The organism is Streptomyces sp. NBC_00876 (assembly GCF_045207435.1).
In the GTDB taxonomy this organism is placed as follows: domain Bacteria; phylum Actinomycetota; class Actinomycetes; order Streptomycetales; family Streptomycetaceae; genus Streptomyces.
This window is the reverse complement of the sequence record NZ_CP108800.1, coordinates 7693734-7719275: the sequence shown is the minus strand read 5'-3', so window position 1 is coordinate 7719275 and position 25542 is coordinate 7693734. Positions and strand designations below refer to the sequence as shown.

Below are 25542 nucleotides of genomic sequence, written 5' to 3'. Positions count from 1 at the left end.
GTTTGATATCGAGCGTTCGAGGGGCAGGCCGGACGACCGGCTCCGTCGGCCGGGGCCGCGGAGCCGGTCGTCGGGAACCGCGCAGGTCAACGAATGTCGACCGCCACCTCGGCGGGGACCAGCCGCGTACCGTCGGCCAGCCGGAAGTCCAGCGTGATCCGGCCCGTGCCGGGCGCCGCGTCCGCGGTGGCCCGCACATCCACTCGCTGTGCGGCTCCCGTGGTGCCGTGCACCTTCAGCGTGCCGCTCGCCGGTTCCAGGACCACCCCGCCGGGAGCGGTGGCCGTCCAGTGCACGGTGTGCCCGGTGAAGTCGACGTCCTGGGCCTCGACTTCGAGCGCCACCGGGTCGCCGGCCGCCTCGAGCACCAGGAAGCCCGGGTCACCGAATCCGGCGGCCGGGCTCGCGTAGGTGTCGACGACGTCCTGGCGGATGCGTGCGTCGTTGTACGGCGACTGCCCCTGCGGACCGTTCCACCGCCACCACGCCTGCATGTTGGGCAGGCAGATTCCGTTGAACCGGTTGCGGTGCACGAGCGCCCGGTACTCCCGCCGGGCTGCGTCGAGTTCGGCGCTCCCCGCCGGCGCGAGCCCGATCCTCATATCGGCCAGAGCGATGTCGAGGTTGCGGGTCAGCCGGTCGAGAAGAGTGCGGGGCGCCGCGCCGGTCGCCTGCCCGGCCGCCTCCTGGAGAGCCGCGCGGGCCTGGGTGTAGTCGGTGGTGAGTACGGCGGGCCCATGGGTGTCCGGGTCCAGGCGGGTCAGGTCGTAGTAGCGCCGCATCGCGGCGGCCGCCCCGGCTCCGAAGCGGGCCCCGAGGTACCCGTCGAGGAAGGCGCCGGCGTCCAGGGCGCTGTCCCAGGCCAGCGCGGCCACCAGGCTCTGGACGTGCTCGTAGGTGATCCAGTCGCCCGGCTCGCTGTACATCCCGTAGCCGTTGAGCCCGAGCCCCGACTCGAAGCCCACATCGCCCGCGATGGTGGCGAGCGGGTGCACCGGCAGACTGCGCCAGCGGTAGCGCCGGTAGTACTCGTACATCGCGAGCGGGCCCCGGTGCGTGGTGCGCCAGGCGCGCAGCGCGTCGGCGAACGGGACGTTGGCCCTGATCGCGGGGTCGCCGAGGTGACCGTCGTAGTTCCGCGAGTACGGGGCGAAGTCCACGATGACCTCGGGGTCGCTCGCGTACTCCGGCTCGGGCGGCCGCACGGTGGACGCGTACGCGATCCGTTCGACCCGGACCCCGGGCAGCTCCTCGCGCAGCACCCGGACGAGTTCGTTGACCACCACGGACTCCGCGTTGGCCGGGGTGCGGTAGCGGTCGAGGATCGGCTTCTGGAAGGCACCGACGTCCGGCGGCCAGCAGTCGAAGACGGTGATCTCCGGACGCTCCCGGAGGAAGGCGAGGACCTTGGCCACGTACGCGTCCAGGGCCTCGGGGTTGTAGATGTCGAAGAGCGGCCCGCCGGACGCGTAGAACTGCGGGTAGTCGGCCTTCGGCAGGAAGCTGTCGTAGCCGTGGCCGCCGGTCTCGATCCGCAGGGCGCGCTTGCCGGCCTCGCGGACCAGGACGTCTCGCACCCCGTCGTACGTGGTGACGCCGAGGCCCAGATAGTCGGTCGGGTAGACGAAGGTGTTCAGCCGGTTCTTGGCCATCCAGTCGAGCAGCGGCGGCAGGCTGGCCGCCGTGTGGCTGAAGCCCTCCTCCGCGTACTGCCGCCGCAGTTCGGAGCCCGGCCGGTCGGTGAGGCGTACGGGAGGCAGCGCGAGGGTGCGGGTGCTCGGCACGTACTCGTGGTGGCCCTCGTACGCGGGGAAGGCCGGGGCGAAGAAGCGCACACCGGCCCGCTCCAGGAGGGCGTAGACGGCGTACAGCGGGGCACGGTCGCCGTTGCCGGTGAGCAGGAGGCAGGTGTGGTCGCCGAGCAGGGTGAAGGAGTCCTCGGGGACGCCGGCGAGTTCACGTCCGGCGTCCGCGAGCCCGGCCGCGGGTATCGCGTCCCGGCCGCCGGTGCCGGCGTGCAGGGCGACGAGCCCGGTGACGCCCTCGGGCACGGCGGCACCTGGCGCGGCGAGCGCGCGCAGCGGCAGCCGGACACCGGTGATCCTGCGGAGGTAGTCGCGGAGTTCGGTGGCGGCGAACTCGGCGCTGCCGCCGCCCCACCAGAGGACGGATGCGCGGGCCCGGCCGCCGGAGACCACCCGGAGGGGGGCGTCACCGGCCGCTGCCGCGTCGGTGGCGGTGACCCCCGTCAGCAGCGTGGCCCCGGCCAGGCCGGCCGCTCCCGCGAGGAATCCGCGCCGTCTCAGGGCACTGGATGCGGTGGTGTGGTCGCAGTGCGTGGCGTCGTTCATGAGCGGTCCGCCTTTCCGGCTGCGGTGTACAGGTCGCCGAGGTAGTAGTCCGAGGCCTTGCCCGCCTTGGGCAGCTTCCCCATCCGGTGGAAGACGGCGGCCAGTTCGTCGAACCAGCCGTCGACCGTGCCGTCCTGGGTGAGCTCGGTGAGTTCGGACGAGGGCAGGATCTTCACGTACTTCGTGGAGCCCTTGAGCTGACCGGCCGGCAGCTTCAGGAAGTCGGCGGCGACGGTCTCCGACTCCTCGGGGTGCGCCGCGATCCAGTCACCGGCCTCCTTGAGCACCCCGGTCACCTTCTTGACCAGCTCCGGGTTCCCGGAGGCCAGTTTCGGCCGGCTGACGAAGACGTTCGGGAAGGTCAGCTTCGGGTAGTAGTCCTGCGTCCGGCTGATCTCCTTGAGATCGGGGACCTTCTTCTTCATCGTGTCGATCAGCGGGTACCAGGTGGCAGCCGCGTCGACCTGGCCGGAGGAGAACGCCGTGACGACGGTCGAGGCGTCCATGGCGATCCGGGTGACGTCGTCCGGCTTCAGACCGGCCTCGTTCAGCGCCAGGTTGAGGATCATGTCGCCGGAGGTGCCTTCGGCGACGGCCACCTTCTTGCCCTTGAGGTCGGCCGGCTTCTCGATGCCGGAGCCGGGCCGGGCGATGACCCGGTCGGCGAGGCCCAGCATGTTGACGGAGACGATGGACGCGCGTCCGGAGGCGGGCAGCCACAGCGCGCCGGGGCCGAGGTAGCCGAAGTCCAGACTGCCGGATCCCAGAGCCGTGACCTGGAGCGGTCCGTTGGTGAACACCTTCAGCTCGGGGGTGACGCCCGCCTTCTTCCACAGCCCCTGCTTCTGGGCCACGGCCAGCGCGACGGAGCCGCTGTAGTCGGCGATGTATCCGAACCTCACCTTCTGCGGTCCGCCGTCGGCGGCGTCCGGGGAACCGTCCCCGCAGGAGGTGGCGGTGGAAACGAGTGCCAGGGCCAGGAGCAGGCCTGCTGTGCGGCGGCGGACGGCACGGATCGGCTTCATGACACTCTCTCTTCGAGCGGGGCGGGCTGGTGGTGGACGGCGTGCCACACCTGGGCACGCAGTTCGGCGAACTCGGGTGACAGGCGCTGTTCCTCGGTACGCGGATAGGGCAGCGTCACCGGGATGACCGTGTGGATGCGGCCGGGTCGGGCCGCCATGACGACGACCCGGTTGGCGAGGAAGACCGCCTCGTCGACGTCGTGGGTGATGAACATGACGGTGCGCCGGTCACGGCCCCAGGTGTCCAGGAGCGACTCCTGCATCCGGACCCGGGTGAGGGAGTCGAGCGCGCCGAAGGGTTCGTCCATGAGGAGGACCTTGGGGTCCACGGCGTAGGCGCGGGCGATGGCGCAGCGCTGTTTCATGCCGCCTGAGAGGGTCTTGGGCAGGGCGTCGGCGAAGTCGGTGAGGCCGACGAGCTCGATGACCTCGCGGGCGCGCCGCCGGCGCTCCGCCTTCTTGACACCCGCGACCTTGAGTCCGTACTCGACGTTGGCGGCGACGGTCATCCAGGGGAAGAGCGCGTACTGCTGGAAGATGACGCCCCGTTCGGGGGCGGGCCCGTGGACGGGCGTGCCGTCGACGGTGACTTCGCCGCCGGTGGCGTCCAGGAGTCCGGCGGCGATGTTCATCAGGGTGCTCTTGCCGCAGCCGGAGGGGCCGACGACGGTGACGAACTCGCCGTCCTCGATGTCCAGGCTGACCCGGTCAAGGGCCAGGAACTCGCCGCCCTTGACGGCGAAGTCCCGTGTGACGTCACGGAATTGGATGGTGGGCATGAGTTACCGCCGTTCCTGCCAGTGAGTGAGCCGGCGCTCGGCGAGGAGCAGCAGCCGGTCCATGGCCAGTCCGATCGCGCCGATCGCGATGAGTGCGACGAAGATGGTCGGCAGGTCGTAGTAGACCTGTGCCTGCTGCATCTGGTAGCCCAGTCCGCCCTGGGCCGCGATGAGTTCGGCGGCGACGACGGTCGCCCAGGAGGCACCGAGCCCGATCCGCATGCCGACCAGGATGAACGGGCTGGAGGCGGGCACGACGACACCGAGGAAGACCTGCGGGTCACGGGCGCCGAGCACCCGGGCCGCGTTGACGAGGGTGACGTCGACGGCGACGACACCCTGGAAGGTGGAGACGACGCAGGACAGGAACGAGGCCAGGAAGATCACGAAGATCTTCGGGGTCTCGTCGATGCCCATGAGGACGATGGCGAGCGGGATGATGGCGAGCGGCGGCACCATCCGGAAGAACTGCAGCCACGGTTCGATCAGCCTGCGCACGACGGGGTACCAGCCCATGACGAAGCCGACCGGAATCGCCAGGACGACGCCGAGGACATAGCCGATGAGGACGCGCTTCAGGCTGGCGCCCGCGTTGTCGAGGAGCGTGCCGTCGGCGATGAGCTCACCCGCCCGGCGGGCCACGACGACGGGGCCGGGGAAGCCTTCGATGCCGCTGTTCGCGAGGACGGCCCAGACGAGCAGTCCCAGCGCGGCGGAGGCGAGGGCGAGCAGGGCGGCGGTGAGCCGGCCGGTCCCCCGCGTCTTCTTCCGGGTGCCGCCGGGGCGTTCGGGGGCCGCGTCCCGCGGACTCGCCCCGGCCGGTTCGGTCCGGCGCTCCTCGGGAGCTTCGGTCGGTGTCTTCATGCCACTTCCTCCGCGACTCCGTCGACGTCCGCCGCCCGGTCGCCGCCGATGTCGGCCATGTAGCTCATCCAGGTGTAGGCCGGGTCGCCGCGGCGCAGCAGTTCGCGGTAGAGCCGGACGGTGAGATCGCGCCGGACCCCGGCGTAGGCGGGCGCCTCGTACACGTTGTGCAGTTCGTGCGGGTCGCTCTCCAGGTCGTACAGCTCGTGCACGCTCTCCGGGTTGTGCACGAGCTTGTGGCGCCGGTCGCGGAGCATGCGCTGGGAGTACGGGAAGTGGTGGCCGTGGAACTCGGCGACGATCTCGTCGCGGGTGTCCCCCGCGCCGGCCCCGTACAGCAGGGGCAGCAGGCTGGTGCCGTCGCACAGCTCGGGAACGGGCGCTCCGGCCAGTTCTAGAATGGTCGGATTGAGGTCGATGAGGCTGGCGAAGTCGTCGCTGACCTGGGCGGGGGCGCCGGGGATCCGGGCGATGCCGGGGATGTGGTAGATGTCCTCGTACATCGCCGGGCCCTTGTCGTTGAGCCGGTGCGCGCCGGTGAACTCGCCGTGGTCGGCGGTGAAGAAGACCGCCGTGTCGTCCCACAGGCCGTGGCCCTTGAGCGCCTCGATCAGCCGGCCGGCCTGGTGGTCGATCATCGTGACGTAGCCCCAGTAGACGGCGATGAGCTTGCGCCAGGCCGCGGCGTCGAAGTCGTCCGACGACCAGTACGCGCTGTACTGGCGCTGCACCTCGGGCTTCCCGGCGAAGGTCTCGGCCATCGAGGCGGGCAGGGGTACGTCGTCGGGGTCGTACAGGTCGTAGTAGCTGTCCGGGATCAGGTAGGGCAGGTGCGGGCCGTACCAGTGGCAGGACAGCATGAACGGCGTGCCGTCCGCCTTCCACTGGGCGGCGTAGCGGTCCAGCAGGCCGAGTGTGCGGTCGGTGAGGAAGGCCTCGATGGTGGCTTCGGCGGGCTGCTGGAGCCGGCCCGCGATGAGGTGGCCGCGGCCGGTGCCGTTGGCGGCGGTGCCGAAGACGGGTTCGCGTACCGAGAAGGGCGGGAAGCCGTTGTCCTCCAGCCACTTCTCGTACGAGGGGTGGTGTACGGGGTTGAGGGCGCCGGGCAGGTGCTCGCCGTCCAGTCCGTAGAACTCGGGGCCGCGCTCGCGGCCGATGTGCCACTTGCCGACATGGCCCACCGAGTAGCCCTGGTCCATCAACCGGCTCCAGAGCATGGGGTCTTCGTCGGAGAGCTCGTCCTTGCTCCCCCCGTTGCGCTCGGGGTTGTTCAGCATGCCGTGGCGGAAGGGGTGCAGACCGGTGGCCAGTGACGCGCGGGCCGGGGTGCAGATCGCGGTCGGGGTGTAGAAGCGGTCGAAGCGGGTTCCTTCGGCCGCCAGGGCGTCCAGGGCCGGGGTGTCGACGAGCGGGTTGCCGTAACAGCCCAGGGTGTCGACCCGGTGCTGGTCGGTCATCAGGAACAGGACGTTGCGCGGAGCCACTCGGGCCGCCCTTTCGGTGGTCGCTCACTGGGGTGCCGGAATGCCGGCCGAAGCCCGGTCCGGCGGTGCTTCCGCAGGGGCCGGTGCAGGCAACTGACCGGAACTGTAGGGACGCCGACTTTTTTACGTCAACCCTCGGGAATAAACATTGTGTGAATTCATCCGAGCCATTGACAGAAAGCCCTTGACCGATCGACCATGCGTCCATGACGGAACGCACCGATGCCCTCCAGCGCCTGCGCAGAGCCAATGAAGCCGCCGTACTCGGCGAGCTGCGCAGGTCGGGCGCGCTGAGCCGGGGCGAGCTCAAGGCGCGGGTCGGTCTCTCCCGTACCACCCTGTTCGCGATCGTGTCCGATCTGCTGGAGCGCAAGGCCGTCGTCGAGCAGCCGGCCCCCGACCCCGGGCTGCCGCGCGGACGCGGCCGGCCGGCCCTGGAGATCTCGCTCAACTCCCGCGGGGCGGAGCTGATCGGCATCGATCTCCAGCGCCACCGGATCCATGTGGTCGTGGCCAACTGCGCCCATGAGATCGTCGGCCGGTTCAGCGCCCCCGTCCCGGCGGACAGCGGGGCCGCCGAGCGTGCCGCGCAGGCGATCCTGGCCGTCGAGGAACTGGTGCGGCGCGAGAACATCAGCCTGGCCCCGGTCGCGGGCATCGGCCTCGGACTCCCCGGCTTCGTGCAGAACCCGGCCTCCGGCGACCCGCGCACCATGACGCCGTTCGCCGGGCACGTCGCCGACGAGCTGGGCCGGCACTTCGACGCCCCCGTGCTCACCGACAACAACTCCCGGCTCGCCGCACTCGCCGAGGTGACCTGGGGCGCCGCCCGCGGGTTCGACAACGCCGTCTATCTGCGCTGGTCGGAAGGGGTCGGTGGCGGACTCGTCGTCAATGGCGCACTGGTGCGCGGCGCCCACGGCGCGGCCGGCGAGATCGGCCACACCAGCTGTGACCCCGAGGGCAAACCCTGCCACTGCGGGGGCCGCGGCTGTCTGGAGGGCCTCATCTCCGTCCCCGCCCTGCTCGCCGCGTGCGCCGAGCGCGGGGTCACGGCACGGGACGCCGCCGAGCTGATCGGGCTCGCCGCCGAGGGCCAGCCGGACACGGCCGACGTCGTGCGGACCGCGGCCGTCGTCGCCGGGCGGGTGCTCGCCGCCCTCGCGGCGCAGGTCGACCCCGAGTGCATCGTCGTCTACGGGGAGCCGGCGGCCCTGGACGACCTCGTCCTCACCCCCATCCGGGAGCAGCTCGCCGCCCTCTCCCTGCCGTCCGCTCCCCGCACCATCGAAGTACGCGGCTCCGCCCTCGGCGGCGAGGCCGCCGCGCTCGGCGGGGTGGCGCTGCTGCTGCGCACCACCGGCCAGGACCTGGCGGAGCTGCTGGACGGGGGCACCTCGCGGTGAACGCCTGTTGCGGGCCGGCCCGCGAGAGCACCGCGCCTGCCGCTGCCACTCCCCCGGCGGACTTCGCCGTACCCGTGCACCGTCCCGCCGAACTGCTGCGCGGCATGGTGGCGGTGCCCGGCGGGCCGTTCCTGATGGGGGGCGAGGACGAGGACGCGTTCCCGGCCGATGGCGAGGGGCCGGTACGTGAGGTGACCGTCGCCCCGTTCCACATCGACGCCGCCGCTGTCACCAACGCCCGCTTCGCCGTCTTCGTCAAGGCCACCGGCTACCGCACCGAGGCCGAACTCATCGGCTGGTCCTACGTCTTCGGCTCCTTCGTCCCGCAGGAGGCCCGGCACGCCGTGCTGCCCGGCACCGTGCCCGGCGCCCCCTGGTGGCGTGCGGTCACCGGAGCGCACTGGCGCGCCCCCGAAGGGCCGGGCACCTCGATCGGCGACCGCCGCGACCACCCCGTGGTCCACATGTCGTGGCACGACGCGACGGCCTACGCCCTCTGGGCCGGCAAGCGGCTGCCGACCGAGGCGGAATGGGAGAAGGCGGCTCGCGGCGGACTCGTCGGGGCCCGCTTCCCATGGGGCGAGGAGCTGACGCCGAACGGGCGGCACCGCTGCAACATCTGGCAGGGCGACTTCCCCGTACGCAACACGCTCGAGGACGGCTTCGCGGGCACCGCTCCCGTGAAGGCCTACGCCCCCAACGGCTTCGGCCTGTACAACGCGTCGGGCAACGTCTGGGAGTGGTGCGCCGACCGGTTCAGCGCCGACTGGCACACGGCCGACCGCCCGGAGACCCGTATCGATCCCGTCGGCCCCCCGGACGGCGGGAGCCGGGTGCTGCGCGGTGGCTCGTACCTGTGCCACCGCTCCTACTGCAACCGCTACCGGGTGGCCGCCCGCACCTCCAACACCCCGGACAGCACGACCGGGCACGGCGGATTCCGCTGCGCGCTCACCCTCTGACCTGCGCTCCCGCCGGGTTCACCCGGAACGGACGGATCTCCGTCGGCCCGACGCCCCGGCGACCCCACTGCCGGGGCGTCCGCACGGGTCCGGCTATCCTGACCGCCGCACCGGACACGGGGTGCCCCGCCAGGGGCTGAGAACACACCCGTCGAACCTGAACCAGTTAGCACTGGCGGAGGGATGTCTTCATGTCATTGCCGTATGCCCGAAGCGAGCGCGCTCCGCTCGGCCCGCGACCCGCTTTCGACGGGCGCATGCCCACCGCCCCCGGCGATCTGCGCATCGAGGCGCACGGGATAGCCCCCGTACCCGAGGACCGCCGCTACGGCGGGCCCGGCCGGCTGTTCACCGTCTGGTTCGCCCCCAACCTGACCATGACCGGGGTCTTCACCGGCACCGTCGGCATCGCGCTGGGCCTGGACTTCGCCACGGCGCTCACCGCCGTCGTGCTCGGCACACTCATGGGCGCTGTGCCCACCGCGTATCTGGGCACCTGGGGCAGCCGGACCGGCGCCGGGCAACTCCCGCTCGCCCGGCTGGCGTTCGGCCGCGGAGTCGTACTGCCCGGCACGCTCCAGTGGCTGTCGTCCATCGCCTGGGACGCGCTGATCGGGCTGTTCGGCGGGGACGCGCTGGCCCAGCTGTGCGGCTGGCCCTTCTGGCTGGGGGTGCTGGTCATGATGGCCGCCCAGGGCGCGCTCGGCGTGCTGGGCTACGAGGTGATCCACCGGCTCCAGACCGTGATGACGTTCGCCCTGGCCGCCGCCTTCGCCGTGCTCTCCACCAAGCTTCTCAACGGCGTCCACCCCGCCACCACCGGCTCCGTGCACGGCGCCGACCGGGCGGGCGCCTTCGTTCTGACCTGCACCATCGCGCTGAGCCTGGCGCTGTCCTGGGCACCGTACGCCAGCGACTTCAGCCGCTATCTGCCGCACACCACGTCGCGTCCGCGGATGTTCTGGTGCACGCTGCTCGGCATCAGCGTCTCCTTCGTCGCGGTCCAGGCCCTCGGCCTGTGGGGCGCGTCCGTCTTCACCGACCAGACGGCGCGCGGCATCGACACCCTCCTGGGCGGGGGCGCCCTCGGTTCGTTCGGGCTGCTCGCCGTGGCGCTCGCCGCGCTGTGCAGCAACGCCATGAACGACTACAGCGGATCGCTGGCGCTGCAGACCATGGGGGTCCGCCTGCCCCGCCCCGCGGCCGCCGCGCTCGCCGCCGCCCTCGGTTTTCCGCTCGTGCTGTGGATGCACGCGGCCGACACCACGGCACGCTTCCAGAACGTGCTGCTTCTCGTCGGCTACTGGATCCCCGGCTTCGTCGCGATCGTGGCCGTCGACTGGACCGTCCGGGCGCGCGCCCGGGGCGGCGCCCCCGTCGATCTGGCCGCCGAGAGCCTGCGCACCCAGCCGTGGTGGCCGGCGGTCACCGCCTTCGCCGCCGCCTTCGCCGCAGCGGTGCCGTTCATGAACACCAGCCTGTACGTGGGCCCGGTGGCGAAGGCGCTGCACGGGGCGGACCTCGCCTACGGCGTGGCGTTCCTCGCCGGCCTGGCGGTGTACGCCCCGCTGCGGCTGCGCCGCCGCAGCTGAGCGACGACGCCCGTCTCGTACGTCTTGCGCAGGGTGAAGCCGGATTCGCCGGGCATCCGCGTGGATGACGTCAGCTGCGCTCCGCGTCCCGCACCGTGCACGTGTCCGTGTCGGCGGGGCACCAGTGCGTCCGCCCGCCCACGAGGTGGAGTTCGAGATCCGCGTCGGCCATCCCGTTGCGGTCCAGAGCGGCCCGCAGCGCCGTGGGTGCGGGCTGCGGCGGGAGTCCCAGCACACCGATCACGATGATGCCGTTGCGTGCATCGACCGAGGCGATCTGCCACTTCCCGGTCGCGGCCCACTTCTCGGCGACGGGTCGGGCCTCGGCGGCGAGCGACCGGTCGCGCGCGACGGTCACCGTGCCGGTCGTCAGGGGCACCGCGATCAGGAGGACGACGGTCGCCACGGCGACCAGCGTCCACCCGTGGAACCGCCCCACTCGCAGCCCCGATTGCTGGGCCGCCGTCCGGATCCCGTAGACGAGGAAGACGACCGTGCCGGTCGCCACGATGGCAGCGACGTTGGTCGCGAACAGCAGGGCGGACTCGCTCGCGTCGTGGTAGCGGCCGGCCGTGATGAGGAGTCCTGTCACCGCGAGCGGCGGTACCAGTGAGATGGCGATCGCCACGCCCGGCAGGGTGTCGGAGATGTCCGCCCGTACGAGGGCGAACGCGCCGACGGTTCCCGTCGCCAGGGCGGCGAGCAGGTCGATGAGGCGCGGGCTGATCCTGGAGGACACCTGACTGTTCGAGGCGAAGGCGTCCGGCGGGGAGACGATCCAGCCGAGCAGCATGCCGATCGCCACGACCGCCAGCGCACCTCCCAGGACGAGCAGCGCACACCTGACGACCTGTGACCTGTCGGCGAGAACCAGGGCCAGTGCACTGCCGAGGATGGGAGTCATCAGCGGCGCGACGATCATCGCGCCGATGACGGTCGCCGTCGAATCGCCCACCACGCCGGCGCTCGCGATGACGGCGGCCAGCACGAGGAGCCCCCAGAACCTTGTCGAACTCGGGCTGCGCAGCGAACGCTCGATGAAGAGCGCATCCGTCATGCGTTGAACGGCGACCGCGTCGACTGACGGCATGTCCGGTGTCCCCTCCGGCGAGATGCTCAATCCGAAACTTGATCATATGCAGACATACACCCATCTGCGTGTATGACCCGAGCGTTCCACGGGCTCGCGGGAGCCTCCCACTCAGTGCGTTCCACGGCACCGGCTCGGCAGCCGCATGATCCGTTCGGACTAGTCCCGATGGCAGCCGAGTGACGCCGCGGCAAGGGTGGCGTACAGGCAGCTGCCGAGCCGCCGAGCTGCCGCATTGCCGCGAGGGAGCGCACCATGGCCGGGAACACCGGGAAAACGCAGTCCAAGTCTGCTCAGCCTGCTGTCAGCCGTGCCAACGATGAGATCGTGCGCCGATATCCCTTCGACGACACCCGGGACATGGACGACGCCCGCCGCGGATTCATGGGCACCGCGCAGAACAGCGAGATCAGCACGGCCGACGGGCGCGTGGTGTGGGACCTCGAGGCCTACGGCTTCCTCGCACAGGACTGCCCGCCCACGGCCAACCCGAGCCTGTGGCGCCAGAGCCGGCTGGTCGCCGACCACGGGCTGTTCGAGGTAGTGGAGGGCATCTACCAGATCCGCGGATTCGACCTGTCCAACATGACGGTCGTCGAGGGCGAGCGAGGCATCCTCGTGATCGATCCCCTCATCTCCGCCGAGACGGCGGCCGCGGGCCTTGCCCTCTACCGCAGCCACCGGGGTGAGCGGCCCGTGACGGGCGTGCTGTACACCCACAGTCATGTCGACCACTTCGGCGGCGTGAAGGGTGTGGTCACGGAGGAGGAGGTCGCCGCCGGGGTTCCGGTGATCGCACCGGAGGGCTTCCTGGAGCACGCGGTCAGCGAGAACGTGTACGCCGGCACGGCGATGGCCCGCCGCGCCGCCTATATGTACGGAGCCGCTCTCCCGAAGGGCCCGCAGGGTCAGATCGGCGCGGGCCTGGGCCAGACGACCTCGACGGGTTCGGTCGGACTGATCCCGCCGACGCTCGACATCACCCGTACCGGGCAGACCGAGACGGTCGACGGCATCCGCATGGTCTTCCAGCTCACTCCGGGCACGGAAGCCCCTTCCGAGCTGAACATCCACTTCCCCGACCGGGCCGCGCTGTGCCTCGCCGAGAACGCCACGCACAACCTGCACAACCTGCTCACCCTGCGGGGCGCGGAGGTCCGCGACCCCCGGGTCTGGGCCCTGTACCTCACCGAGGCGATCACATTGTTCGGTGATGACACGGATGTCGCCTTCGCCTCCCACCACTGGCCGACTTGGGGCAGCGAGCGGGCCATGGGGTTCCTCTCCGAGCAGCGCGACCTGTACACCTATCTGCACGACCAGACCCTGCGGATGATCAACCAGGGCATGACACCGCTGGAGATCGCCGAGGTGATGGAGATGCCTCCGGCGCTGGAGAAGGCCTGGCACACCCACGGCTACTACGGCTCCGTCAGCCACAACACCAAGGCCGTCTACCAGCGGTACATGGGCTGGTTCGACGGCAACCCGGCGCACTTGTGGGAACACCCGCCGGTCGAGGCGTCGAAGCGGTACGTGGACTTCATGGGCGGTGCCCAGGAGGTCGTGCGCCGTGCGCACGAGGCGTTCACCGACGGCGACTTCCGCTGGGTGGTACAGGTCGTCAACCACGTACTGTTCGCGGATCCCTCCCACGCAGGGGCCCGTGACCTGCAGGCGGACGCTCTGGAGCAGTTGGGCTACGGCAGCGAGAACGGCACGTGGCGCAACTTCTACCTCACGGGCGCTCTGGAGCTGCGCCAGGGGCCGGTGGGATCGCCGACGGTCACGATGTCCCCCGACTTCCTCCGGGTACTCACCCTGGACCAGCTCTTCGACGCCCTGTCCATCCGGGTCGACGGTCCGCGCAGCTGGGACGCGGACATCACCGTGCTCTGGAACGTGAACGGAGGGGAACCCGTCACGCTGCGGCTGCACAACGGTGTCCTCACCCACACCGCCGGCCGCGGACGGGCCGTCGCCACCCCGGACGTCGAGGTGACCCTGGACGAGGCCGATCTGCGTGCCGTCCTGCTGGGGCAGCTCTCCCCTGCCGAGCTCGCGGGGCTGGCCATCGTCACCGGTGACGCCGGAAAGATCACCGAACTGCTCAGCCACCTCAGCGATCCGGACCCGGACTTCGCCATTGTCACGCCCTGATCGGGCGGAGCGCCCGATCACGCGAAGCATCGTTCACGGTGGAGGGAGGACGCCCATGGCGGGTGCCGGGGCCGAACACGGCAGTGGCCCCGTCCGGCGTCCCCCGCCGGGCGGGACGTCGCCCGCCGCAGGGCGAGGACGCGCGCAGGGGGCCCGGCCATGACCGCCCACCAGGTACGGGCGCGAGCCCCTCACCGCGGCTGGAGCACGGTCCGCGACCGGCGCGCACGCAGCCGTCTTGCGGCGTTGCTGCTGGTCGCGGGAGGGGCCGTCCTCGGCTGGGGCCTGCCGCGCTGGGAGAACCATCTCCCGGCGGAGGGCCTCGGGTTCGACGCCTCGACGGCGCAGGCCACGATGGCGGCCATCGCCGGGGGCATGATCACCCTGTCCGGCTTCGTCGTCACGGCGATCACCCTGGTCGTCCAGACCGTTCTCGGCATGTCTCCCCGGCTGGTCGGGGCGCTCGGGCACTTCTCGCGCTATCTGATCGTGTTCGGTCTGCTCGTGGGAACGGCGGTGTTCTCGCTGGTGGGCCTCAGCACCATCAGGGGCGACGACGTGCCGCGTCTGAGTGTCACGTTCGCCATCGCGCTCGTGGTCTTCGACTCGGTGGCCGTCCTCTACCTGCTCGCCTCGATCCGGGACGCGGTCACCGGCGGAGGCCTCTCCCGGTCGGTCGGCAATGAGCTGCGCACCGTCATCGACCGCATGTATCCGCCTCAGGAACACCTGTCCCTGCGCCCGGCTCCCGATCCCGCCACGTATGCCGGGCTCACGCCGGTGGTGCACACGGGGCCGCCGAGCATGGTCTCCGCTCTCGACGAGAAGGGCCTGGTCGCCCTGGCCCACCGCCACGACGTCCGCGTCCACCTGGTGTGCGCCGTGGGCGACTTCGTCCGGGCCGGACAGACGGCCGCCTATGTGGAGTCGGCAGGCCCGGTTCCGTCACGGCTGCCCCGGCTGCTCGCGTCCCGTATCCATCGCGGTCCGAGCCGGACCGTGGAGAGCGACCCCGTGTACGGACTGCGGCTGCTGGCCGACATCGCCATCCGGGCACTGTCACCGGCCGTGAACGACCCCACCACGGCGGTGCAGGCACTGGACCAGGTGGAGGACGCCCTGCTGAGCCTCGCCGACCGCCCGGTCGGTCCGGTGTGGTTCCTGGACGAGCGCGGGGCGGCCCGGGTCTTCTGCCCGGCACCCCTGTGGGAGGACTTCGTCACCGTCGCGCTGGACGAGACGCTCGTCTACGGCTCGTCCGGCCTCCAGACGGTACGCCGGCTCCGCGCCCTGCTCGACCGGCTCGCGGACACCGTGCCGGCGGAACGAGCCGCCGTCGTGGTGGCACGCCGGCAGGCTCTCGAGCGGCTCGCCGGCGCGGCACTGCCCGACCCCTTCCTGCGTGAGGTCTCCTCGCATCCCGACTCCCAGGGCATGGGTGGCCCGGCACCGCTTGTCCACCCCTGAGATGGTGGGAATCGGGTCGTCCGGACGCGTGATGCATGCCATGACCGCGCCCGGGCGGCTCCGCCCGCCCCTGCGAAGCGGCTCCGCCCCACAGGCCACGCAGCCCGCCAGGCCGCACGGTCAGCCCGTCAGCCGGCCAGGCCGCTGCGCAGCACATGCTTGGTGATCTTTCCGGACGGCGTCCGGGGCAGGTCCTGGCGCAGGACCAGCTCGCGAGGGATCTTGTACCGCGCCAGGCGCGGCTCCAGCCATTCCCGTACGCCCTCGAGGCTCAACAGGGCACCCTGCCTCGGAACCACCACCGCGACCACGGTCTCGCCCCACTGCTCGTGCGGGCGGCCGACGACGGCGACGTCCAGAACATCGGGGTGACCGCGTAGCACACCCTCCACCTCCTGCGAGGCCACGTTCTCCCCACCAGTGATGATCAAGTCCTTGAGCCGGTCGACAAGGGTGACGAACCCGTCCTCGTCCACCCGGCCCAGGTCCCCGCTCCGGTACCAGTCGCCCACGAACGCCTCCTCGGTGGCCTTCGCGTCATCGAGATAGCCGGCCATGCGGGTGTCCGAGCGCAGCCAGATCTCCCCGGTCCCGCCCGCGGTGGCGTCCGTGCCGTCCTGCGTCACGATCCGTATGTCGACCCCCACCATGCCGCCCCGCCCGATGGAACCGGCCTTCTCCACCTGCTCTCCCGGGGAGAGCGACGCCCCGACGGGCCCCATCTCGCTCATGCCGTAGACCTGGTGGAAGTTCTCCGAGCCGTACGCCTTCCTCAGGCGGCTGACCGTGTCCGCGTCCATCGGCCCCGCGCCATAGATCCAGGAGCGGACCGAGGAGAGGTCGTACGCGTCAAAGCCGGGCACCGCCTGCACCGGTGCGATGAACGCGATCGGCGCACCGAACACCGCCGTCACCTGCTCCCGCTGCACGGTCTCCAGCATGGCGCGGGGCTCGTACTCGCGCTGGAGCACGACCGTGCCGCCCAGCAGAAGGGTGCCCATCGCCCAGTTGTTGAGGGGGGACGCGTGCCAGATCGGCATGCAGACCAGGAACCGCTCGTCCCGGCGGAGCGGGACGGTGGCCGCGGTGTACGTGGCGGTCAGGGCGACGCCGCGGTGGGTGTGCACGCAGCCCTTCGGACGCCCGGACGTGCCCGAGGTATAGAGGATCTGGGCGATGTCGCTGTCGGACCCGGGCTCGCCCTCCCACTCCGCCGCCCCGGCGATCAACGCCTCGAAGGAGCCGGCGGGCGGTCCGCCCACCGGCGCGTCCGGGTGGCTCACCAGCCAGTCGGCCTCCACGGCCGCCCCGGTGGCCCGCTCGCCGATCTCCTGGTCGACGACCGCCAGCCGGGCGCCGCAGTGCCGGAGCTGGTGTTCCACCTCGGCGGTCTGGAGCTTGTGGTTGACGGGGACCAGCGTGGCCCCGGCCAGCCAGGCTCCGAAGGCCGCGATGAGGAACGCCGGGGTGTTGTACGTCATCACGGCCAGGCGGTCACCGAGCCCGAGCCCCGCTTCCCGCAACACGGTCGCGGCGCGGCGGGCGGCGGCACCGAACTCCTCGTAGCTCCACCGCTGGTCGCGGTAGACCAGGGCTTCCTTGCGGCCGGCCGATCGGACAACGCTGTCCAGCATGGCACTGAGGTGCACGCCTTCTCCTGGGATCGCGGGCCGGGGCGTCCGGCCCTTGTCGGGAAACTATGAATGATGGTTCACTTCTTTCATGGCCTACCGCAAGACCCCAGCCGAAATTCAACGTCTCGAATCGGCCCGTGAGCACCTCGTCACCCGCGCGACCGACGTCGTCGCCGAAGTGGGCTGGTCAGGGGCGTCCGTGAGCGCGGTCGCGGACGCCGCCGGCATCGCGGCGGGTTCGGTGTACCAGCACTTCGCGTCCAAGGCCGCGCTCGCCGTCGAGGTCTTCCGACGGGCGGCGGGGCGCGAGGTGGACGTGCTCGAATCCGTACTGACCGGTCCGGGAACCCCGGTCGAGCGGCTCACCGCCGGTGTCGGGGTCTTCGCCCGCCGCGCCCTCGAGAACCGCGGCCTGGCCTATGCGCTGCTGGCCGCGCCGGCCGATACGGCCGTCGGTGCGGAGCGGCTCGTCTTCCGTCGCCGCTACCGCGCGCTGTTCGCCGAAGTGATCCGCGAGGGCATGGCCCAGGAGCTGCTGCCGCCCCAGAACGGGGAGGTCACCGCCGCGGCGCTCACCGGCGCGATCGGTGAGGTCCTCGTGGCGCCGCTCGGCGCCACGGAGGAGGACGACACGGACGGGCTCCTCGCCGAACTGACCGCCATGGCGCTGCGCTGCGCGGGCGCGGCCCCCGCATCCGCCCGCCCCTGACCCCTCCTCGCCGAGAAAGGCTCCTCATGCCTGCGACCCCCGCACCCCACAGCCGGCCCACAGCGACCACCCACGAGGTGACGAACCAGCCGCCGCCGCTGACCGGCCACGACGTCGCCGATGACCCGGTGCTGATCGAGGGCGTGCGCCGCGAGGGCGCCGCATGGCATCTGGACGACCTGCACCGGCTGGGCCGCCGCGCCGGCAGCGAGGAGGTGCAGCGCTGGGCGGACGAGGCCAACCGCCACGAGCCGAGGCTGCGCACCCATGACCGCTACGGCCACCGCGTCGACGAGGTCGAGTTCCACCCCTCGTACCACGCACTGCTGGACGTGGCGATCAGCGAGGGGCTCGGCGGCGCCGCCTGGGCGGACGAGCGCCTCGGTGCCCATGTGGCGCGCGCGGCGGGGTTCATGGTGTGGAGCACCGCGGAAGCGGGCCACGGCTGTCCGGTCTCCATGACGTATGCGGCGGTTCCGGCCCTGCGCCACGCCCCCGATCTCGCCAAGACGTACGAACCCCTGCTGACCAGCCGGGTGTACGAGCCCGGGCTGCGCGCCCCGGCCGAGAAGGCCGGACTGCTCGCGGGGATGGGCATGACGGAGAAGCAGGGCGGCACCGATGTGCGCGCCAACACGACAGCCGCCGCCCAACAGGCCGATGGAACCTGGCGGTTGCGCGGGCACAAGTGGTTCACGAGCGCCCCGATGAACGACCTCTTCCTGGTGCTCGCCCAGGCGCCGGCCGGCCTGTCGTGCTTCCTGGTCCCGCGGGTCCTGCCGGACGGCAGCCGCAACACGTTCCGCATCCAGCGTCTCAAGGACAAGCTCGGCAACCGGTCCAACGCCAGCAGCGAGCCCGAGTTCGACGACACCGTGGCCTGGCTCGTCGGGGACGAGGGCCGGGGCGTGCGCACCATCATCGACATGGTCACCATGACGCGCCTGGACTGCGTCCTGGGTTCCGCAGCCGGCACCCGTGCGGCGCTCGCGCAGGCGACGCACCACGTACGCCACCGAAGCGTGTTCGGGGCCAAGCTCATCGACCAGCCGCTGATGCGCAACGTCATCGCCGATCTGGCACTGGAGTCCGAGGCGGCGACCACGCTGGCCCTGCGCCTGGCCGGAGCGGCGGACCGCGCGCAGCACGGTGACACGCAGGAGCGCGCCTTCCTCCGGCTCGCCACCGCGGCCGGCAAGTACTGGGTGTGCAAGCGCCAGCCCGCCGCGGTCGCCGAGGCGCTCGAATGCCTGGGCGGCAACGGCTACGACGAGGAGTCGGGCATGCCCCGCCTCTACCGCGAGGCTCCGCTCAACGGCATCTGGGAGGGCTCCGGCAACGTCAACGCCCTGGACATGCTGCGCGCCCTGGCCCGTGAGCCGGAGTCGCTCCAGGCTCTGCGTACGGAGATCGAGGCCGCGGCCGGCGGTGACCGCCGCCTGGACTCGGCCTGGCGGGAGCTCCAGGGCGAGCTGATCCTCACCGAGGACGCCCCGGTCCGCGCCCGTCGCGTCATCGAGCGCACGGCACTCGTTCTCCAGGGGTCCCTGCTCGTGCGTCACGCACCGGCCGCCGTCGCCGACGCGTTCTGTGCGTCCCGTCTTGCCGGGGACCGCGGGCTCGCCTTCGGAACTCTGTCCGCCGGAACGGACTTCGGGGCGCTGCTCGACCGCCTCCCGGTGTGACGGCCGGCGGCGGTCGGCCCGAGGCTGGACGGGCCGGCCGCCGCCGTGTGTGTACAAGGGCCCAGGACGCTCAGGGCATCAGCCAGCCCTTGCGCAGCGCCTGGACACCGGCCTGGAAGCGGGTCTCCGCGTTCAGTTCGAGCAGCAGCCGGGTGATCCTGCGTCGCACCGTGTGCACATGAACCCCCAGGCGGCGGGCTATCGCCTCGTCCTTCAGTCCCGAGGCGAGCAGCGTCAGCAACTCGCTGTCCTCATGGCCGAGTTCATCGTTCGCACCGGGCCCGATGGGCATGGCCCGCCGCCAGACCTCCTCGAACAACGGCACGAGCGCGTTCCCCAGCAGAGCGTCGTTGACCACGAGAGCCGATGCCGTGGGGTCGGCCACGTCGGTCGGCGGCAACAGGGTGACCTGCCGGTCGACGGTGATCAGTTTGGTGGGGAGATCCGTGGCCAGGCGTATCTGGACGCCCTGCTCCGCCAGTTCACTCAGGCCCCGGGCCCGGCCGGGATAGTCCAGCCCCTCCCGGTCCACGACGACCCGCACCCGGACCCCTCGGCGGACCAGATCGCCCACGGAGAGCGGCGCGGGCATGCCGTCCGGTTCGCTCGCCGCGTACGGAGGGCGGTCGAGCAGGTTGACCTCGGTGGTTGCGGCGAGCAGCAGTGAGGTGACGCGTTCCGCCACGGCCACCCGGCCCCTGATCGTCTCGATCCCCGCGCCGGGGTCGCCACCCGAGCCGACCAGCACCTGGGCGGCGAGGCGGTCCACGGACGCGGTCAGGGTCTCCAGCTCCGAGGACCGCTCCAGCAGTTCGGCGCGGCGCAGGTGGATCACATTGCGGATGGCGATCGCCGGGCTGACGGCCCTGGGCAGCCGGCCGCCCGGGGCGGGCACCTGGACGAAGCCGAGGGACGCGAGGCGGTCGAGGGCCGAGGCCACCTGACGGACGGTCATCGACAGCGAGCCGGCGAGCGCGGAACGCGTCCGGTGCTCCGGAGCTCCGAGAAGCGCCTCGTACACCCGCACCTCACGGTCCCCCAGCCCCAGGGCGTCCCAGTCCGCGGCCCTCTCCATGTCCTGATCCTTTCGGGGCCCTCCGGCCGCACACCTGCGTACGTCCAGAACTCGGTACGCGTGACCCATTGTTCACGCACCTTCGTACGAGCTGTACGGCCACCCCCTTCACGTCCTCGCGGTGCGGCGGCGCGACCGGGACCGTCCGGGCCACCGGCCAGAGCCCGGACGTCAGAAACAGCGCGGCCGTGATCAGCAGCCAGTTCCCGAGGAACACATCGGGGGAGAGCCCGCTATCCGGTTCGTAGCGCTCCGTCTGCCGGGTGATGAGCGGAAACACACGAGGAGCAGCAGTCCGGAGAGGAAGGCCGGCACCCGGACGAAGTTCACCAGTCCGCTGCGCCGGCCGGCGCAGCGGCACAGCAGCCGGTCCGCCGAGGCGTACACCGGAACCAGCACCAGGTCGTGCACGAGGGCGGCGCCGACGAACCACACGATCACGCCGAAGGTGTCGCCCGCCAGCAGCCGCACGCCCGCGTAACCCGCCAGGGCGAAGGAGGCGGCCATCAGCAGGAGGTGCAGCGGCCCCTCCCCGTACCAGCGGCGTACGAGGGTGCGCGGGTCCGTCCTGCTCACAACTCTCCAAAGGTCAGCCGGGACACCCATTTGGTGTTGAGTACGCCGGGGGCGGCCGGAACGATGACCCGTGCCGGAGATCCGTGATCGGGCGACAGGTCCACGCCGTTGACCTGGAGGGCCGGCAGGGAGCGCGGGTCGTCCACCTGGTTGTCACGGAGCGCGGCCCGGCGAAACGGCCCGCTGCGCCGCACGGACTCCACGAGCAGCCCCGGCGCACCGTTGGGGTACCCGGCGAGCGCGGCCAGGTCAGGCACCGTAGAAGTGCAACGGGTAGAAGGAGCCCGGGAACAGGTACTCCAACTGGATGTTCAGCAGCCCGGTGATGAACTCGAACAGCGCCCCGCCCACAAGAAGCAGCAGGGACAGCCGCTCCAGCGCATGCCCGAGGGAGCGGGCGGGCGGCAGCGCGAAGAGTCTGGGCACCACAGACCAGAGCTTGGCCAGCAGTACGGGGACGAGCACGATGCCGAGCGTGACGTGGACGCCCTGTGTCAGCCGGTACAGCCAGTGCGGCCCTGTCGGCCAGGCGAAGAGGTAGAACCCGAGCAGCCCCTTGTCCGGCGTCTTGTCGTTGACCGGATTCAGGTCGGGGTTGTACGCGGCGTACGACAGCAGACCGGTCACGAACAGCACGGTGATGCCGCCGAGCAGGACGAGACCGAGCACCGGTGAACCGCACACCGCGCACCGGGCTGCGCCAGAACCCCGGCGACGAGGGAAGGCGTTCGAGGACCGGCGCGGGAAGTCCGGAGAAGGGACGGGAAAGGAACACGGGTGGGGTCGGAATCCTCCGACAGCGATCGCCCATGTCCCGACGCTATGCCCCGGGTACCCGGGCGAGACGGCTGCGACTCCTGACGAAAGAGTGACATCACCCCTCGGAGCGCACGAGCCCGGTCCCCCGGCCCCGACCCCGGCCCCCGCGTCCGGGGGCGGGGGCTGGGGCGGGGGCTGGGGCTGGGGCGGGGCGGGTCCGGAATCTGACGGTTCGGTGACGCGCCCCGCCGCAACCCGCCCACGGCGCGCCGACGTGCGTACGGTGCCTGCGTGAAGACCGTGGACCGCACCGAACACACCGCCGAACCACTCCCCGCGCAACGCTCCGGGCACCGCCGCGACCTGGCCGCCGCCGGAGCCGGCGCGGCCCTGGTCGTCGCGGCCGCACTCGTCGGCCGTGCCATCGAGAGCACCGATCACACCCTCTATGTCCACTGGCCGCCGCTGCTCGCGTCCTGGTACCCGCACATCGGGCCCGGCACCTGGGCCGCGCCCGTCGTCGCGGCCGCCGTCATCGTTCACGGGCCCGTGCTCGCCGAGACGCTGCGCTGGCGCACCCTGCTCCTCAGCTGCTACGCCACGGCGCTCGCCTGGATCCTCTCGCTCGCGCTGATCGACGGCTGGGGCCGCGGAATCGCCGAACGGCTCACCACCAAGCACGAGTACCTGAGGGTCATCGGCCGCTTCGACGACATCGGCGCCGCTCTGCGCGGCTTCAACGACCACATCCTGATCGGCCCGCCGGGAAACTGGCCCGCCCATGTGGCCGGACACCCCCCGGGCGCCACCCTCACCTTCGTCCTGCTGGACCGCATCGGGCTCGGCGGCGGGGCCTGGGCCGGAGTCTGGTGCATCGTGACCGGCGCGGGCGCGGTGCTGGCCGCGCTGATCACCGTGCGCGCCCTGGCCGGCGAGTACTTCGCCCGTCGCGCCGCGCCGTTCCTGGTGCTCGCCCCGGTCGCGGTCTGGGCCGGCACCTCGGCGGACGGCTACTTCACGGCGGTGGCCGCCTGGTCCGTCGCCCTGCTGGCACTGGCCGCCACTCGCAAGGTCCGCAGGCCCGCGGCCGCCGCACTGGGCGCCGGGCTCCTCTACGGGCTGGCCTGCTACCTGAGTTACGGTCTGACGCTCATCGCGCTTCCGCTTCTCGCCGTTCTCGTACTCACCCGCACCGCCCGGCCGCTCACCCCCTTCGTCCTGGGAGCTCTGGTGGTGCCGGTCGCCTTCACCCTGGCGGGCTTCGACTGGTGGGAGGCGTACCACCTGCTCGTCGAGCGCTACTACCAAGGGGCGGGCGGATTCCGGCCGTACTCCTACTGGGTCTGGGCCAACCTCGCCTGCACCGCGATCGCCGTCGGACCGGCGACGCTCGCGGGTCTGCGCCGGACCGCGGCGGGCGTCCCCGGAGCCGTACGCACCCTGCGCACCGGGACTGCGACGTCGCCGCAGCGCCTGATCGTGCTGGTGTCGGCGGCGCTCCTCGCCCTGCTGGCCGCCGACCTGTCCGGGATGAGCAAGGCGGAGACGGAACGCATCTGGCAGCCCTTCATCCTCTGGCTGCTGCCCGCCGCCGCGCTGCTGCCCGCACCGGGCCGGCGCGGCTGGCTGGCCGCTCAGGCGGTCGTTGCCCTGGCGGTCAACCATCTGCTCTGGACCGGGTGGTAGCGGCCTGACGCCGAGGGGCCCCGGTGGGAATCCGGGACGGCCCTGTGGCGGTCAGCGGGAACGTTCACCCGGCAGGCAGGCTGATCACGAAGCGTGCCCCGGGCGTGTGCCCGGGGTCGTACGTCACCTCGCCGCCGGCGGAGCGGGCCAGACGGCGGGCCAGCGGCAGCCCCAGACCCGCTCCGCCGTGTCCGTCGCCGGGATCCGCGCGCCGGCCGGGTTCGAAGAGCTGCCCCGCGAACAGCGGCGGAACGCCGGGCCCGTCGTCGGTGATCTCCACACGTACGCCGTCGGGTATGTGGTGCGCGTGGACGACGACGCCGGTGCGGGCGTAGCGGCAGGCGTTGGTGAGGAGCGGGCTGACGATGCGTTCGAGGAGGGCGGGTGGGACTCCGGCCACCAGCTGCGGACGGTCGGCGGTGACCGTCAAGTCGCCCGGAACGTCCATGGCTTCGGCGAGGTCGCGCAGCGCCGGCAGGACCTGGGTCGCACCACGAGCGGTGAGTGTGCCGCCCCGGGCGTCGTCCAGGAGGGTGTCGCAGATGGTGCGCATGGACTCGGCGGCATCCGCGATGACCTTGTGGGTGGCGTGTGTCTGGTCGGCCGTACGGGGGCGGGTCCGCCACCAGTCGAGTTCGGCGATGATCCGGCTCAGAGGTGTACGCAGCTCGTGCGAGAGTTCCCCGGTGAGCTGCCGCTCGTGGCGCAGCAGGGTGCGGATGCGGTCCAGTATGGCGTCCAGTGAGGTGCCCAGGCGGGCGAGTTCCGCCGGCTGCCGTACGGCGGCGAATCGCTCCGCTGAGGCGACTGCGCTCCACTGGGCCGCCTGGTCGGTCATGGTGCGGACAGGGCGCAGTGCGCGACCGACCGCCAGCCGCGTCAGGGCGTAGGTGCAGGCGAGCATCACGGCGTCCAGGGCGAGCGATCCGCGGAGCAGGGTGTCGGCGGAACTCCGGTAGGGGGATAGGTCCAGAGCGGTGACCACCGTGGCGTCGCTCTTCTCCCCGGCTACCGGCTGGGAGCACAGCCGGAGCGAACCGTGAACGCCGGCGGTGATGCATCGCCGTCCGCCACCCCGGGCGAGTGCGTCTGCCTCGCGGGTCAGCGGACCGGCGGTCGGCGGTTCTTCCAGCAGGCGTCCTCCGGCGTAGATCCACACGTTGGCATCGAGGAGTTCGTCGTTGGACGTCTCCAGGATGCGTACCGTCCTGCCGCTGGTGTCGACGGTCGTCGCGACGGCGGCGGCGCGGGTGCGCAATTCGTCGTCCGCCTGATGCCGGAGGCGCTGCCGGGCCATGGCGTTGAAGGCGACGGTGAGGATCACCATGAGCAGCGCGGCCGCGGTGAGGGCGACAAGGGAGAGCCGTCCGCGCAGCGTCCGGGGGGTCAGACGGTGGAGGAAGGCCGCCGCCGCGGGCAGCGGCCGGGCACGGATCGCGCTCATGACAGACGGTGGCCGACGCCGCGGGCCGTGCCGATCGTCCGGCCGCTGCCCGCCTCACGCAGCTTGCGGCGCAGCCGGGTCACGTACTGATCGAGGGTGTTGTCGTGCACTCGGGCTCCTTCGGGCCAGCCCGCCCGCACCAGCTCGCGGCGGCGCACGATGCCGCCGCCGGCGGCCATGAGAGCGGCCAGGAGACGGAACTCCGTCGGTGTCAGATCGACCCGCACACCTCGGACGCCGACCACGTGCCGGACGGCGTCGAGTACGAGGTCTCCCACTGCGGCGGCAGGCGGGGGCGCGGCCCACTTGAGCGCCGCCCGCAGGCGGGCCGCGAGTTCGGCGAGATGGAAGGGCTTGGGCAGGTAGTCGTCACCTCCGGCCGAGAACCCGGACAGCCGGTCGGTCAGCCGGTGACGGGCGGTCAGGAAGATGACGGGCGAGAGGAATCCATTCGCACGCATCGCCTGGCACACGTCACGTCCGTCGGCGTCGGGCAGCCCGATGTCGAGCACGACCGCACAGACGCCGGAGTCGGCCAGCCGCAAGGCGGTGGCGCCGTCCGACGCGGACACGGTGTCGAAGCCCTCGTCGCGCAGCCCCCGCACCAGCACGTCACGCAGCCCGTGATCGTCCTCGACGACCAGGATCGTCCGGCTCATGGCCCTCCCCCTGTTCTCGCGCCGGACCCGTCCGGCCTCCTGGCGCGCCCCGCCCATTTCGACTACACGCTTGTAGACGCTTCGCTGAACTGTAGACGACAGCGAAGTGTGGAAAGTTCCCGCCGCCGGCGGCCG

General features: G+C 71.7%; 18 protein-coding genes, 2 pseudogenes and 1 riboswitch. Of the genes and pseudogenes, 8 read left to right on the top strand and 12 right to left on the bottom strand.

Features of this window, described 5'->3' with window-relative positions; genetic code table 11:
* Positions 1 to 86 precede the first annotated feature (86 nt).
* The 5 genes from OG782_RS33710 to OG782_RS33690 are packed head-to-tail and all read right to left on the bottom strand — an operon-like array spanning position 87 to position 6503.
* Positions 87 to 2351 (bottom strand): DUF4838 domain-containing protein, encoded by a 2265-nt coding sequence (locus tag OG782_RS33710; protein WP_406457574.1) that lies wholly within the window; start codon positions 2349 to 2351, stop codon positions 87 to 89.
* A complete protein-coding gene (locus OG782_RS33705; protein WP_406457572.1) occupies positions 2348 to 3376 on the bottom strand; it encodes an aliphatic sulfonate ABC transporter substrate-binding protein in 1029 nt (342 codons plus the stop codon). The genes OG782_RS33710 and OG782_RS33705 overlap by 4 nt, the downstream gene beginning before the upstream one ends.
* Positions 3373 to 4155, bottom strand: a complete 783-nt coding sequence (locus tag OG782_RS33700; RefSeq protein ID WP_406457570.1) for an ABC transporter ATP-binding protein — start codon at positions 4153 to 4155, stop codon at positions 3373 to 3375. Before OG782_RS33700 ends, OG782_RS33705 begins: the two co-directional genes overlap by 4 nt.
* A gap of 3 nt (positions 4156 to 4158) precedes the next feature.
* Positions 4159 to 5019: an ABC transporter permease gene (locus OG782_RS33695; RefSeq protein ID WP_406457568.1), complete on the bottom strand. Its 861-nt coding sequence runs from the start codon at positions 5017 to 5019 to the stop codon at positions 4159 to 4161.
* Entirely contained in the window at positions 5016 to 6503 is a 1488-nt protein-coding gene (locus tag OG782_RS33690) for a sulfatase-like hydrolase/transferase (protein WP_406457567.1), read from the bottom strand. The genes OG782_RS33695 and OG782_RS33690 overlap by 4 nt, the downstream gene beginning before the upstream one ends.
* Before the next feature lie 206 nt (positions 6504 to 6709).
* On the opposite strand from OG782_RS33690, the gene OG782_RS33685 reads away from it, so the two are divergent.
* The 3 genes from OG782_RS33685 (at position 6710) to OG782_RS33675 (ending at position 10463) form a co-directional block, all read left to right on the top strand.
* Positions 6710 to 7909 (top strand): ROK family transcriptional regulator, encoded by a 1200-nt coding sequence (locus tag OG782_RS33685; protein ID WP_406457565.1) that lies wholly within the window; start codon positions 6710 to 6712, stop codon positions 7907 to 7909.
* Entirely contained in the window at positions 7906 to 8871 is a 966-nt protein-coding gene (locus OG782_RS33680; RefSeq protein WP_406457563.1) for a formylglycine-generating enzyme family protein, read from the top strand. Before OG782_RS33685 ends, OG782_RS33680 begins: the two co-directional genes overlap by 4 nt.
* A 107-nt stretch (positions 8872 to 8978) precedes the next feature.
* Positions 8979 to 9072, top strand: a riboswitch (TPP riboswitch).
* Positions 9063 to 10463, top strand: coding sequence for a purine-cytosine permease family protein (locus tag OG782_RS33675; RefSeq protein WP_406457561.1), 1401 nt, complete (start codon positions 9063 to 9065; stop codon positions 10461 to 10463). It overlaps the preceding riboswitch by 10 nt.
* Positions 10464 to 10533: 70 nt before the next feature.
* On the opposite strand, the gene OG782_RS33670 is transcribed toward OG782_RS33675, so the two are convergent.
* Positions 10534 to 11553, bottom strand: a complete 1020-nt coding sequence (locus tag OG782_RS33670) for a DUF389 domain-containing protein (RefSeq protein WP_406457560.1) — start codon at positions 11551 to 11553, stop codon at positions 10534 to 10536.
* 255 nt (positions 11554 to 11808) lie between these two features.
* On the opposite strand from OG782_RS33670, the gene OG782_RS33665 reads away from it, so the two are divergent.
* Positions 11809 to 13713 carry an alkyl/aryl-sulfatase gene (locus OG782_RS33665; protein ID WP_406457559.1) on the top strand — a complete coding sequence of 635 codons (1905 nt, stop codon included), beginning with the start codon at positions 11809 to 11811 and terminating at the stop codon, positions 13711 to 13713.
* A 159-nt stretch (positions 13714 to 13872) separates the two neighbouring features.
* Positions 13873 to 15180 carry a DUF2254 family protein gene (locus OG782_RS33660; protein ID WP_406457558.1) on the top strand — a complete coding sequence of 436 codons (1308 nt, stop codon included), beginning with the start codon at positions 13873 to 13875 and terminating at the stop codon, positions 15178 to 15180.
* A 128-nt stretch (positions 15181 to 15308) separates the two neighbouring features.
* Here OG782_RS33660 and OG782_RS33655 read toward each other — a convergent pair whose 3' ends face one another.
* The gene (locus OG782_RS33655) at positions 15309 to 16829 is read right to left on the bottom strand and encodes a class I adenylate-forming enzyme family protein (protein ID WP_406457556.1); all 1521 of its coding nucleotides are present in this window, start codon (positions 16827 to 16829) and stop codon (positions 15309 to 15311) included.
* Positions 16830 to 16902: 73 nt separating this feature from the next.
* On the opposite strand from OG782_RS33655, the gene OG782_RS33650 reads away from it, so the two are divergent.
* Complete coding sequence (locus OG782_RS33650; protein WP_406457554.1) at positions 16903 to 17523, top strand: TetR/AcrR family transcriptional regulator; 621 nt, start codon at positions 16903 to 16905, stop codon at positions 17521 to 17523.
* Positions 17524 to 17549: 26 nt separating this feature from the next.
* A complete protein-coding gene (locus tag OG782_RS33645; protein WP_406457552.1) occupies positions 17550 to 19208 on the top strand; it encodes an acyl-CoA dehydrogenase family protein in 1659 nt (552 codons plus the stop codon).
* A 70-nt stretch (positions 19209 to 19278) separates the two neighbouring features.
* Here the strand turns inward: OG782_RS33645 and OG782_RS33640 are convergent, their stop codons facing one another.
* The 3 genes and pseudogenes from OG782_RS33640 to OG782_RS33630 form a co-directional block, all read right to left on the bottom strand.
* Positions 19279 to 20283 (bottom strand): LuxR family transcriptional regulator, encoded by a 1005-nt coding sequence (locus OG782_RS33640; protein ID WP_406457550.1) that lies wholly within the window; start codon positions 20281 to 20283, stop codon positions 19279 to 19281.
* Positions 20284 to 20422: 139 nt separating this feature from the next.
* Positions 20423 to 20889 (bottom strand): annotated as a pseudogene (locus tag OG782_RS33635) (hypothetical protein); the annotation flags it as partial.
* Positions 20856 to 21670: pseudogene (locus tag OG782_RS33630) on the bottom strand (molybdopterin-dependent oxidoreductase). The pseudogenes OG782_RS33635 and OG782_RS33630, both read right to left, overlap by 34 nt.
* Before the next feature lie 239 nt (positions 21671 to 21909).
* Between OG782_RS33630 and OG782_RS33625 the strand changes: the two are divergent.
* Positions 21910 to 23304 (top strand): hypothetical protein, encoded by a 1395-nt coding sequence (locus tag OG782_RS33625; RefSeq protein WP_406457548.1) that lies wholly within the window; start codon positions 21910 to 21912, stop codon positions 23302 to 23304.
* A 64-nt stretch (positions 23305 to 23368) separates the two neighbouring features.
* On the opposite strand, the gene OG782_RS33620 is transcribed toward OG782_RS33625, so the two are convergent.
* Together OG782_RS33620 and OG782_RS33615 are read right to left on the bottom strand one after the other, a co-directional pair.
* Positions 23369 to 24748 (bottom strand): sensor histidine kinase, encoded by a 1380-nt coding sequence (locus OG782_RS33620; RefSeq protein WP_406457546.1) that lies wholly within the window; start codon positions 24746 to 24748, stop codon positions 23369 to 23371.
* The gene (locus OG782_RS33615; RefSeq protein ID WP_406457544.1) at positions 24745 to 25407 is read right to left on the bottom strand and encodes a response regulator transcription factor; all 663 of its coding nucleotides are present in this window, start codon (positions 25405 to 25407) and stop codon (positions 24745 to 24747) included. Before OG782_RS33615 ends, OG782_RS33620 begins: the two co-directional genes overlap by 4 nt.
* Positions 25408 to 25542 lie beyond the last annotated feature (135 nt).

Bases quoted from the DNA above. Each gene is read 5' to 3' on its own strand.
- OG782_RS33675 (WP_406457561.1), top strand. From the start codon at position 9,063: ATGTCATTGCCGTATGCCCGAAGCGAGCGCGCTCCGCTCGGCCCGCGA.
- OG782_RS33705 (WP_406457572.1), bottom strand. From the start codon at position 3,376: ATGAAGCCGATCCGTGCCGTCCGCCGCCGCACAGCAGGCCTGCTCCTG.
- OG782_RS33620 (WP_406457546.1), bottom strand. From the start codon at position 24,748: ATGAGCGCGATCCGTGCCCGGCCGCTGCCCGCGGCGGCGGCCTTCCTC.
- OG782_RS33710 (WP_406457574.1), bottom strand. From the start codon at position 2,351: ATGAACGACGCCACGCACTGCGACCACACCACCGCATCCAGTGCCCTG.
- OG782_RS33665 (WP_406457559.1), top strand. From the start codon at position 11,809: ATGGCCGGGAACACCGGGAAAACGCAGTCCAAGTCTGCTCAGCCTGCT.
- OG782_RS33695 (WP_406457568.1), bottom strand. From the start codon at position 5,019: ATGAAGACACCGACCGAAGCTCCCGAGGAGCGCCGGACCGAACCGGCC.
- OG782_RS33660 (WP_406457558.1), top strand. From the start codon at position 13,873: ATGACCGCCCACCAGGTACGGGCGCGAGCCCCTCACCGCGGCTGGAGC.
- OG782_RS33650 (WP_406457554.1), top strand. From the start codon at position 16,903: ATGGCCTACCGCAAGACCCCAGCCGAAATTCAACGTCTCGAATCGGCC.
- OG782_RS33615 (WP_406457544.1), bottom strand. From the start codon at position 25,407: ATGAGCCGGACGATCCTGGTCGTCGAGGACGATCACGGGCTGCGTGAC.
- OG782_RS33645 (WP_406457552.1), top strand. From the start codon at position 17,550: ATGCCTGCGACCCCCGCACCCCACAGCCGGCCCACAGCGACCACCCAC.
- OG782_RS33640 (WP_406457550.1), bottom strand. From the start codon at position 20,283: ATGGAGAGGGCCGCGGACTGGGACGCCCTGGGGCTGGGGGACCGTGAG.
- OG782_RS33700 (WP_406457570.1), bottom strand. From the start codon at position 4,155: ATGCCCACCATCCAATTCCGTGACGTCACACGGGACTTCGCCGTCAAG.
- OG782_RS33685 (WP_406457565.1), top strand. From the start codon at position 6,710: ATGACGGAACGCACCGATGCCCTCCAGCGCCTGCGCAGAGCCAATGAA.
- OG782_RS33670 (WP_406457560.1), bottom strand. From the start codon at position 11,553: ATGCCGTCAGTCGACGCGGTCGCCGTTCAACGCATGACGGATGCGCTC.